The organism is Promineifilum sp. (SeqCode), assembly GCF_041918635.1.
GTDB lineage: Bacteria > Chloroflexota > Anaerolineae > Promineifilales > Promineifilaceae > Promineifilum.
In genome coordinates, this window is the sequence record NZ_JAYRVJ010000269.1 from 1 (window position 1) to 11,371 (window position 11,371).

Below are 11,371 nucleotides of genomic sequence, written 5' to 3' on the forward strand. Positions count from 1 at the left end.
AACTTCGGCGACAGCCCGGCCCCGATGTTCGAGGATCCGCCCGGCTGCTGGCTGCACAAGCAGGGCAACTTCATCACCGGCTTCTTCCCCGAAGGGTCGGAAGCGGGCGTCGACTACGACTTCTTCTACCTGCCGCCCATCGATGAAGCCTACGGCCGTCCGTTCCTCGTCGCTGGCGACATCATGGCCATGTTCAACGACCGGCCCGAAGTGCGCGCCTTGATGGAGTACTTCACCGTCCCGCAGTCGGCGAGCGGCTGGCTGGAGACGGGCGGGGCGTTGGCGGCTCATCTGACCGCCACGCCGGAAATGTACGGTGTTGACCTGGAGCGCGGCATTGCCGAGTTGGTCGCCACGGCGACAAGCTTCCGCTTTGACGCGTCGGACTTGATGCCCGGCGAAGTGGGCGGCGGCTCCTTCTGGAAGGGCATGACTGACTTCGTCAGCGGCGCGGCCACGCTGGACGAGATTCTGCCGGAGATCGACGCCTCCTGGCCGGAGGGTGTCGAGGGCCAGGCCCAGGAAGAGCAAGAGCCGGCAGCCGAAGGCGAGGGCGAGGCGGCCGCTATGGCCATGATCGCCGGCGGCTTCCTGGAGCAGGCCTACAACGGCGACTTCGACGGCACGGTCGTCACGGTCGACGGCCCGTTCGCCGACGCCGACACGGTGAAGTTCGAGCAGTCGTTGGTCGCTTTTGAGGAGGCCACCGGCATCGACGTGCAATACATCGGCGGCAAGGAGTTTGAGGGCTCGATCGGCGTGCGCGTGGACGCCGGCGACGCCCCTGACATCGCCGACTTCCCGCAGCCCGGCTTGCTGGCGACGTTTGTGCGCCAGGGCAAGATCGTGGACGTGTCCACCTTCATGCCCGAGGAATGGCTGACGCAGCAGTACAACCCAAGCTGGCTCGACATGGGCCAGATCGAGGGGCCGGATGGGGTCATCACGGCTGGCGTCTGGCATCGTTTCAACGGCAAGAGCCTCGTCTGGTATCCGAAGGACGACTTCGATGCCGCCGGCTATGAGATTCCGGAGACGTGGGACGACCTGTTGGCGTTGACGCAACTGATCGCCGATGACGGCGACCCGGCGTGGTGCATCGGCATCGAGTCGGGCGCGGCCACCGGCTGGCCGGCGACGGACTGGACCGAAGAGACCATGCTCCGCACCACCTCGCTGGAGAACTACGACGCCTGGGTAACCGGCGATCTCCCCTTCTCGTCGCCCGAGGTGACGGCGGCGATCGAGGCGTGGAGCGAGATCTGGTTCAACGAAGAGTACGTCTTCGGCGGCACGAACGCGATCGTCTCGACGAACTTCGGCGACAGCCCGGCCCCGATGTTCGAGGATCCGCCTGGCTGCTGGCTGCACAAGCAGGGTAACTTCATCACCGGCTTCTTCCCCGAGGGGAGTGTGGCCGGCGAGGATTACTCCTTCTTCTACCTGCCGCCGATTGACGAGGCTTACGGCCGTCCGTTCCTCGTCGCCGGCGACATCATGGCCATGTTCAACGACCGGCCCGAAGTGCGCGCCTTGATGGAGTACTTCACGTTACCCGAATCCGCCTCTGGCTGGCTGGAGACGGGCGGCGCGTTGGCGGCGCATCAGACTGCCACGCCGGAAATGTATGGCGTTGACCTGGAGCGCGGCATTGCCGAGCTGGTCGCCACGGCGACGAGCTTCCGCTTCGACGCCTCGGACCTCATGCCCGGCGAAGTGGGCGGCGGCTCCTTCTGGAAGGGCATGACCGACTACGTCAGCGGCGCGGCCGATCTGCCGACTGTATTGGAGGAGATTGACGCGTCCTGGCCGACGGAGTGAGTAACCAGTGACTAGTGGTAGGGGCGGGTTTCAAACCCGCCCCTACCAGTAACCACTTCTTCAAGGAGGTAGCCCATGCAATACGAAGCCAAACAGGCCCCCCCTGGCGAGCCGGGCAATTTCGGCGCCAGATTGCTGACCCTCATCCTGCGCATCGCCCTACCCGTGGGCATCCTCGTCCTCGCCTTCCTGGTGATGTACTGGGGATTCAACTTCCTGCGGGCGGGGTCAGCGCCCAAATGGCTCATCGCCCTGGTGGCCATCGTCTGGGGCGTGGGCGGCGTGGCCGCCCTGTACTGGATTTTCAACTGGATCGTCGAGCGCATGGGCGACCCGTGGCGCGGACGGCTGCAGCCGTTCGTGTTCGTCGGCCCGGCGGCGGCGATGCTCATCTGGTTCCTGGCGCTGCCGGTGCTGCGCACGTTTTGGATCAGCCTGTTCAACCGGGACGGCCCGCCCGACGGCTGGCTCAACTGGGGCGACCTCAGCGGCAGCTTTGCCGCTCTGGGCGAGCGCTTCGTCGGCCTCAATAACTACGTCGCCGTCTTCACTGACCGGCTCATGCTCGAAGCGTTCCGCAACAACATCATGTGGATTGTCTTCGGCGCGACGCTGACAGTCTTGTTTGGTCTGCTCATCGCCGTGCTGGCCGACCGCAGCGGCTTCGAGCGGCTGGGCAAGTCGGCCATCTTCCTGCCCATGGCCATCTCATTCGTGGGAGCCGGGGTCATCTGGAACTTTATCTACGAAGTGCGGCCGGTGGACGCGCCGCAGATCGGTCTGCTCAACGCCCTCGTCGTCGCCGGCGGCGGGCAGCCGCAGCCGTTTCCGGCCTGGACGGCGATCTCACCCTGGAACAACCTGTTCCTCATCGTCATCGTCATCTGGCTCCAGACCGGCTATGCCATGGTGCTCTTCTCGGCTGCCCTCAAGGGCATCCCCGGCGAGCTCATGGAGGCCGGTCGCGTGGACGGCGCCAGCGAGATCCAGATCTTCTTCCGCATCATGGTTCCCTACATCATGGGAACTATCATCACGGTCAGTACCACGGTGGTTATCTTCACGCTGAAGATATTCGACGTGGTGTGGGTAATGACGGGCGGCCAGTTCGGCACCGACGTCATCGCCACCCAGTTCTACCGACAATCGTTCACGGCGCGCAACTCCGGCTACGGCTCGGCGATCGCCATCGTGCTGCTCATCGCCATTGTGCCGGTGATGATCTACAACCTCAAGCAGTTCCGCGAACAGGAGGCGTTCTAACATGGGCAGCCTGCACCGACAACAACGCATTAGTGGTCTACTGGTCAACGGCGGACTGCTGCTCCTCGTGCTCCTCTGGACCGTGCCCACTCTGGGCCTGTTCGTCTCCAGCTTCCGCACCCGCGAGGACATCCAGTCCTCGGGCTGGTGGAACATTTTTCCGCATCGCGCCTACATCACGGTGGAGACGCTGGATCCGCGCGAGATGGGCCTCGACGCCACCGGCCCCATGACCGTCGGCGGCGGCGAAACGACTTTCGAGGAACTGCGCGAGGGCTTCACCGCCCCTGACGGCCGGTACTACGCCTGGATCGGCAACCGCCGCCTCGGCCGGATCGAAGTTCAGGAACGGCGCTGGACGGTCAACTGGAACTTCACCGGCGCCAACTACAGCCAGGTTCTCAGCGGCAAGGAGTTCGAATATCAGCGACCTGATGGGACCACCGAGGTCATCCCCGGCGACGACTTCGTGAGCGCGTTCCTCAACAGCCTCGCCGTGGCCGTGCCGGCCACGGTCATCCCCATCCTCGTCGCCGCCTTTGCCGCCTACGCGTTTGCCTGGATGCGCTTCCCCGGCCGGCGAATGCTGTTCATCATGGTTGTTGCCCTGCTGGTCGTGCCGCTGCAGCTGGCCCTCGTCCCCATCCTGCGGGACTTCCGCGGGCTGGAGCTGAACGGCACGTTCCTGGCGATGTGGCTGGCCCACACCGGCTTTGGTCTGCCCCTGGCGACCTACCTGCTGTTCAACTACGTCAGCACGCTGCCGCGCGAGACGCTGGAATCAGCCTTCATCGACGGCGCGTCCCACTTTACCGTCTTCCGCCGGCTCATCCTGCCGCTCTCCGTGCCCGCCCTGGCGTCCTTTGCCATCTTCCAGTTCCTGTGGGTGTGGAACGACTACCTGGTGGCCCTCATCTTCCTGGGCGGCAACCCGGAGACCAAGGTCATCACGCAGCGGCTGGCCGACATCATCGGCTCGCGGGGCAACGACTGGCACCTGCTCACCGCCGGCGCCTTTCTGACCATGCTCCTGCCCATGATCGTCTTTTTCTCTCTGCAACGCTTCTTCGTGCGCGGCCTGCTGGCCGGCTCGGTGAAGGGCTAAGTTGTCAGTGGTCGGTGGTCAGTAGTCTGATCGCTAACCACTGACCACTGACAGCTATCAACTCTCACCTATCAACTCCCATGACCTGGTATCAAGACTCCGTCTTTTTTGAACTCAATATCCGCGCCTATGCTGATGCCAACGGCGACGGCATAGGCGACTTTCGCGGCGCCATCACCAAACTCGACTACGTCCGTTCGCTCGGCGTCGACTGCATCTGGGTCCAGCCCATGTATCCCTCGCCGCTGCGCGACGACGGCTACGACATCAGCGACTACACCGGCATCCACCCTGACTTCGGCACGCTCGATGACTTCAAGGCTTTTCTGGATGCCGCGCACGCCAAGGGTCTGCGGGTGGTGATAGACCTGGTCATGAACCACTGCTCCGACCAGCACCCGTGGTTTCAGGCCGCGCGCCAGGATCGTCACTCGCCCTACCGCGATTACTTCGTCTGGTCGGACACGCCCGACAAGTACAGCGAAACCCGCATCATCTTCCTGGACATCGAGCCTTCTAACTGGACGTACGACGAGGTCGCCGGCCAGTACTTCTGGCATCGCTTCTTCAGCCACCAGCCCGACCTGAACTACGACAACCCGGCCGTCCACGAGGAGATGTTTCGCATCATTCGTTTCTGGCTCGACCTGGGTATCGACGGCTTCCGGGCCGACGCTGTGCCCTATCTCTACGAGCGCGAGGGTACGAACTGCGAGAATCTGCCCGAGACGCACGCCTTCTTGAAGCGGGTGCGCCGCCTCATCGACGACGAGTATCCCGGCCGCGTCCTTATCGCCGAAGCCAACCAGTGGCCCGAAGACCTGCTGCCCTACTTCGGCGACGGCGACGAGTTCCACATCTGCTTCCACTTTCCCATCATGCCCCGCCTCTTCATGGCCCTCAAGCGCGGCGACAAAACGCCCATCGTCGACATCCTCGCCCGTACCCCTGCCATCCCGCCTGGCACACAGTGGATGACCTTCCTGCGCAACCACGATGAACTGACGTTGGAGATGGTCACCCCGGAAGAGCGCCAGTGGATGTGGGAGCACTACGCCCCCGAGCCGCGTATGCGGCTGAACCTGGGTATCCGCCGCCGCCTGCTGCCCCTGTTGGACGGCGATCCACGGCGGTGGCTGGCTCTCAACGCGCTCTTCCTGTCCATCCTCGGCGCGCCCATCCTCTACTATGGCGACGAGATCGGCATGGGCGACAACATCTGGCTCGACGACCGCCACGGCTGCCGCACGCCCATGCAGTGGTCTGACGCCCCCAACGCCGGCTTCTCGACGGCCGCGGCCACTTACCAGCCGGTGATCGATAGTGAGGGCTACGGCTACCGGCAGCGCAACGTCGCGGCCCAGGAGAACGACCCCGACTCTTTCCTGTCCTGGACGCGCTTCCTGGTCCGTACGCGCCAGCAGCAGCCCGCCCTCCGCGCCGGCGCGCTGGAGTTTGTGGATACGGGCGACCCCGCCGTCCTCGCCTACCAGCGCGTGGCACAGGATTCTTATTCTGTCCTCTGCGTTTTCAACCTGACCGAGACGCCCCGCCCCTCTGGCATCACGCCCTCCGCGCCCATGCTTAACCTCCTCTCGCGTCAGGAGCGTATCTACCCCGCCGGCCAGGAGATTCAGCTTGCCCCCTTTGAAGCTTTGTGGCTCAGGGCCCAGGAATAGAAAACCAGGTGCGACCCACTTTATGGAGTGGGTTGCACCTCGGTCACCATAGGCTACTAACAACTCTCAACCGCCGCCAACGACCCATGACCACCGACTCGCTGGACACCGACCTACTGAATACTGACCCACTAACCAACTTACACCCCCTCGAACGCCAAATCTTTCAGACCCGCGTAGACCTATACTGGCCCGACGCCCTTCGCCCTCTTCGGCTCCTCTATGGCGACCGGCCCGACTTCGATGCGTGGTGCGATCGGCTGCTGGCGATCGTCGCCCATGGTTATGCCGACCGGCCGGTCGAACTGCGCCTGCTGGACTTGCGCCGCCAGAGCCAGCCGGACTGGTTCCAGCAGCCAACCATGCTCGGCTACGTCTGCTACGCCGACCGCTTCGCCGGCAGCCTGCGCGGTATAGACGAGCACATTTCGTACCTGAACGAGCTGGGCGTGACGTACCTGCACCTGATGCCACTGCTGAAGCCGCGGCCGGGGGCCAACGATGGCGGCTATGCCGTGATGGACTACCGCCAGGTCAACCCGGCGCTGGGCACGATGACCGATCTGGCCGGACTGGCCGCGCAGCTACGCCAGAATGGGATTAGTCTGTGCATTGACCTGGTTTGCAATCACACGGCCAAGGAGCACGAGTGGGCCAGGCGGGCGGCGGCCGGCGAGACGGTTTATCAGGATTACTACCTGATGTACCCCGACCGCACCCTGCCCGACGCGTATGAGCAGACCCTGCCCGAAGTCTTCCCCGACTTTGCTCCCGGCAACTTCACCTACTATGAGGCCTTCGACCGCTGGGTGTGGACGACGTTCAATGAGTACCAGTGGGACCTGAATTACACCAACCCCGCCGTCCTGGCCGAAATGCTCGACATCATCCTGTACCTTGCCAACCAGGGCGTCGAAATCCTGCGCCTCGACGCGGTCGCCTTCATGTGGAAGCGGCTGGGGACGGACTGCCAGAATCAGCCAGAGGCGCACGCGATTCTGCAGGCGTTCCGCGCGCTCTCGCGCATGGCCGCCCCGGGCCTCATCCTGAAGGCCGAGGCCATCGTCTCGCCGCCGCAGTTGATCCCCTATCTGGGCCGTGGCGAGGGGACGAACAAGGAGTGCGAGCTGGCCTACCACAACGTTCTCATGGTTCTCCTCTGGAGCAGCCTGGCCGAGCGCCGGGTGGTGTTGATGACCCGCGCGCTCCAGAACATGCCGCCCATCCCCAGCGGGGCGGCCTGGGTGACGTACGTGCGTTGCCACGATGACATCGGTTGGGCAGTGACGGACGAGGACGCGGCCGAGGTGGGGCTGTCGGGCTTCGGGCACCGGGCCTTCCTGAGTGACTTTTACAGCGGCGGCTTTGCGGGGTCGTTCGCGCGCGGTGGGACGTTCCAGCACAACCCGCGCACGGGCGACCGGCGGATCAGCGGGTCGTGCGCGTCGCTGGCGGGCCTGGAAGCGTCGCTGGAGAGGCAGGACGCGGCGGCGGCCGAGCTGGCGCTGCGTCGCATTCTGCTCATCCACAATCTGATCTTTGCCTTTGGGGGTATCCCACTTCTCTACATGGGCGACGAACTGGGGCTGTTGAACGACCCATCCTACCTCGATGACCCCAACCTGGCCGACGACAATCGCTGGATGCACCGGCCGCGGATGGATTGGGCGAAGGCGGAGGAACGGCGCGATTGGTGGTCGCCGGCGGGGCGACTGTTCCGCGGGCTGACCGACTTGCTGGCGGCGCGGCGGGAGATGCCCGCCTTCCATGCCCAGGCCCAGCCTCAAGCCGTCTGGACGCACAATGAGGCGGTGTTGGGGCTGCTGCGCGACAGCCCGCGCGGCCGGGTGTTGGTGCTGGCCAATTTTAGCGAGGGGCCGCAGACGGTTCCCGGCTACCGGCTGTATGAATTGGGCTTCGGCATGCGGCTGGTGGACCGGCTAACGGGGCGCGCCGTGGACAGCGCGCCGGGCATCACCCTGCGCAGCTATGAAGCGCTGTGGCTGATGCCGGAAGCGGGGAGCAGGGAGGAATAAGCGGTAGGCAGTGATCAGACCACGGTACGGGCGGGTTTCAAACCCGCCCCTACCACTGACCACCAATAAAGGAGCATGATGATGAACACGAGCGGCGCCTACGTGGCCGGTATTGAGGCGGGGGGTACGAAGTTTGTCTGCGCGGTGGGGTCGGGCCCGGACGATATTCGCGCCGAGACGCGCTTCCCGACGACGCGGCCGGAGGAGACGATTGGCCAAGCGCTGGCTTTCTTCCGCGAACAGGTGGAGCGGTACGGCCCACCGGCGGCCATCGGCATCGCCGCGTTTGGGCCGCTCGATCCCAACCCCGTCTCGCCGACATTTGGCACGATCACGTCCACGCCTAAACCGGGCTGGCGCGACGCCGATCTGGCCGGCCCCTTGCGCGCGGCCTTTGGCGCGCCGGTGGCGTTCGACACGGATGTGAACGGGGCGGCGCTGGGTGAATGGCGGTGGGGGGCGGCTCAGGGGTTGGATAATTTCGTCTACCTGACCATCGGCACAGGGGTGGGCGGCGGCGGCATGGTGAACGGGCGGCTGATGCACGGACTGGTGCACCCGGAAATGGGCCACATACCGCTGCCGCATGACCGGGTGGCGGATCCGTATCCGGGGCGCTGCCCGTTCCACGGAGACTGCCTGGAAGGGATGGCGGCGGGGCCGGCGGTCGGGGAGCGCTGGGGGCGGCCGGCGTACGAGCTGCCGCCCGATCATCCGGCCTGGGACTTGGAGGCGCACTATCTGGCGCTGGCGTTGCAGGGATTGATCTGCACGTTATCGCCGGAGCGAATCATCCTGGGCGGTGGGGTGATGGAGCAGCCGCAGTTAATGCCGATGGTGCGGCAAAAGGTTCAATCGTATCTGAACGGGTACGTGCAGTCGCCGGCGATCCTGGAGAGAATAGACAGTTACATCGTGCCGCCGGCGTTGGGGAACCGGGCGGGAGTGCTGGGGGCCTTCGCCCTCGCGCACCAGGCGATCTAAGGGTATCTCACGCAAAGACGCAAAGACCGCAAAGCCAAAATTCTGGGCTTTGCGGTCTTTGCGTGCCCCTTCCTCTTAGTCGCGGCTGCGGCCGCCACTGAGGAGGAGGACGTAATAGAGAAGCTGGCCGACGGCGGCGACGGCGGCAGCGACGTAGGTCAGGGCGGCGGCGTCGAGGACTTTGTCAACGCCCTTGACTTCCTCGGGATGGAGGATGCCACTGCTAGTCAGGAGGGCCTTGGCGCGCTTGCTGGCGTCGAACTCGACAGGCAAAGTGATGAGCGAGAAGAGGACGGCGACGCCGAACAGGATGACGCCGATCCAGGCCAGGGTGGTGAAGTTGAGCAGGAAACCGATGATGAACAGGATGGGGGCCAACGAACTGCCGAACTGGACGGCCGGGACGATAGCGCTGCGGATTTGCAGGGGAGCGTAACCGACCGAGTGCTGCAGGGCGTGACCCATCTCGTGCGCGGCGACGCCGGCGGCGGCCACACTGGGCGTGCGGTAAACGTCGGGGCTGAGGCGCAGGATGCGGGTGCGCGGGTCGTAGTGGTCGCTCAGGAAACCCTGAACTTCCTCAATGCGCACGTCCTGGAGGCCTTGCTGATCGAGCAGGTAGCGGGCGATCTGCGCGCCGGATGCGTCGCGCGAGAGGCGCACCTTGGAATATTTGCTAAACGTGCCCTTGACGCGCATCTGGGCCCACAGACCCAAGAGGAGGCCGGGCAGCGCGAAAACCAGGTAAAGCGGATCGAAGAAGAACATCGCTCCTTGTTATTTCCTCCGGGATTGTGACATAGGCCTCTCAGCCTGTGCCACAGGAACAGGAACGACAGCGGGGGCTTTGGCTTTCGCCTTCTCGTCGCGCATTTTCTTCAATGCGCCCAGCAGGATCACACCCGTTACAACGGTTGGCAAAGTCGCTATCCAATAAGAGGTTACAAAAGCCATCATCGCTGTTCGTTCCTTGAAGTCACCTTATAGTTCTCACTGATTTTGCACATTCCTAGAGAGGAGTCAATGGGCAATCATCGTTTCCAATGAATGTCTTACAAATGCCGCCGATAGCTGAGCGCCGATTGAGAGACCGGCAACTTGCCAGGTGAGCGGCCATCAACTTCGCGTCCGCTTGAGGCCCCCGGCCGCCTGCCGTCAACGTTTGCTAAGCCGTCGCGGTTGCCGCATAATGAAGTCGCGCCGGACCGTCCACCGCTCCTCATGGCGACCGGAGCCCGCGCCGACGCACTGGCGCTTCTGCCTAGGAGAACCCTGACATGACATCCGCTGATACCTTTGGCCTGCCCCGTGATCTAGGCGACGGCCTAACCCTGCGCTGGGCCACGCCCGACGACGCCGAGAGCGTCGCCCAGTTCAATACGGCTATTCACAGTGACAACCCGGCCGAACCACAAAAGGCGATCTATCACTGGACGCACAACCTGATGAGCGGCGACCACCCCACGACGAAGGCCAGCGACTTCACCGTCGTCACCGACGCCAACGCCGGCGACAAGCTCGTCTCGACGATGAACCTCATCTCCCAGACCTGGGCCTACGAAGACATCCCGTTCGCCGTGGGCCGGCCGGAGTTGGTGGGCACGCTGCCGGAGTACCGCCGGCGCGGCCTGGTGCGCGAACAGATGGCGGTCATCCACGCCAAGAGCGCCGCCCGCGGCGAGTTGGTGACGGCCATCACCGGCATCCCCTGGTACTATCGCCAGTTCGGCTATGAGATGGGCTTGAATCTGGGCGGCAGCCGGCAACTGTTCTGGGCCCGCCCTGGCAACGATGAGAAGGTGGAGGAAGAGCCGTACACCCTGCGGCCGGCGACTACCGGCGACATCCCGCTGCTCCAGACGCTTTACCGCCAACACCTGGGCCACAGTCTCATCAGCCGCCTGCGCAGCGATGCGCAATGGCAGTATGAGATGAATGATACGCACCCGGAGTCGTGGTGGCGGCTCGCGCCGCGCCTTGTCGAGACGCGCGAGGGCGAAGCGGTGGCCTACGTGAACTACTATCCCCACGATACCAGCTTCAGCATCTCCGAGTTCGGCGTGCTGCCCGGCCACTCCTGGCGAGCGGTCGGCCGTTTCCTCGTCCGCTACCTGCGCGAGGAGGCCGCCGTTCTGAACCCGACGCGCGACGCGAAGAAGCAACTGAGCCATATCAGCTTCAACATCGGCGAGGCGCACCCGCTCTATGAGGCGCTCGATCCGGACATGGAGAAACAGATTCGCCCCTATGCCTGGTACGTGCGCGTGACCGACGTGCCCGCTTTTCTGCGCCACATCGCGCCGGCGCTGGAGCGGCGGCTGGCCGGCAGCGTCCTGGCCGGCCACACCGGCGTGACCAGGATCAACCTTTACCGCAGCCGCTTCACGATGGTTTGGGAGCAGGGGCGGCTGAAAGAGATCGGGGACAGTTACACTTACAACCGTCTGGAAGATGGCGACGCCGCCTTCCCCGAACTGACGTTC

Annotated in this window: 8 protein-coding genes; 7 read left to right on the plus strand and 1 reads right to left on the minus strand. The window is 64.3% G+C overall.

Annotated features, from left to right (window positions below; translation table 11 throughout):
* The 6 genes from ACE3UY_RS08905 to ACE3UY_RS08930 form a co-directional block, all read left to right on the plus strand.
* Window positions 1-1,821: ABC transporter substrate-binding protein (locus ACE3UY_RS08905; RefSeq protein WP_374687189.1), on the plus strand; the 1,821-nt coding region annotated here is incomplete at its 5' end.
* 75 nt (window positions 1,822-1,896) lie between these two features.
* Window positions 1,897-3,084, plus strand: coding sequence for a carbohydrate ABC transporter permease (locus ACE3UY_RS08910; protein ID WP_374687190.1), 1,188 nt, complete (start codon window positions 1,897-1,899; stop codon window positions 3,082-3,084).
* A 1-nt stretch (window position 3,085) separates the two neighbouring features.
* A complete protein-coding gene (locus ACE3UY_RS08915) occupies window positions 3,086-4,189 on the plus strand; it encodes a carbohydrate ABC transporter permease (RefSeq protein WP_374687191.1) in 1,104 nt (367 codons plus the stop codon).
* Window positions 4,190-4,269: 80 nt separating this feature from the next.
* Window positions 4,270-5,868 carry a maltose alpha-D-glucosyltransferase gene (gene treS, locus ACE3UY_RS08920; RefSeq protein ID WP_374687192.1) on the plus strand — a complete coding sequence of 533 codons (1,599 nt, stop codon included), beginning with the start codon at window positions 4,270-4,272 and terminating at the stop codon, window positions 5,866-5,868.
* A gap of 86 nt (window positions 5,869-5,954) precedes the next feature.
* Entirely contained in the window at window positions 5,955-7,904 is a 1,950-nt protein-coding gene (locus tag ACE3UY_RS08925; protein ID WP_374687193.1) for an amylosucrase, read from the plus strand.
* Between the two features lie 81 nt (window positions 7,905-7,985).
* Window positions 7,986-8,888 (plus strand): ROK family protein, encoded by a 903-nt coding sequence (locus tag ACE3UY_RS08930; RefSeq protein ID WP_374687194.1) that lies wholly within the window; start codon window positions 7,986-7,988, stop codon window positions 8,886-8,888.
* Window positions 8,889-8,963: 75 nt separating this feature from the next.
* On the opposite strand, the gene ACE3UY_RS08935 is transcribed toward ACE3UY_RS08930, so the two are convergent.
* A complete protein-coding gene (locus ACE3UY_RS08935) occupies window positions 8,964-9,656 on the minus strand; it encodes a zinc metallopeptidase (RefSeq protein WP_374687195.1) in 693 nt (230 codons plus the stop codon).
* 509 nt (window positions 9,657-10,165) lie between these two features.
* Here ACE3UY_RS08935 and ACE3UY_RS08940 point away from each other — a divergent pair.
* The coding region (locus tag ACE3UY_RS08940; RefSeq protein ID WP_374687196.1) for a GNAT family N-acetyltransferase at window positions 10,166-11,371 on the plus strand (1,206 nt) is incomplete at its 3' end.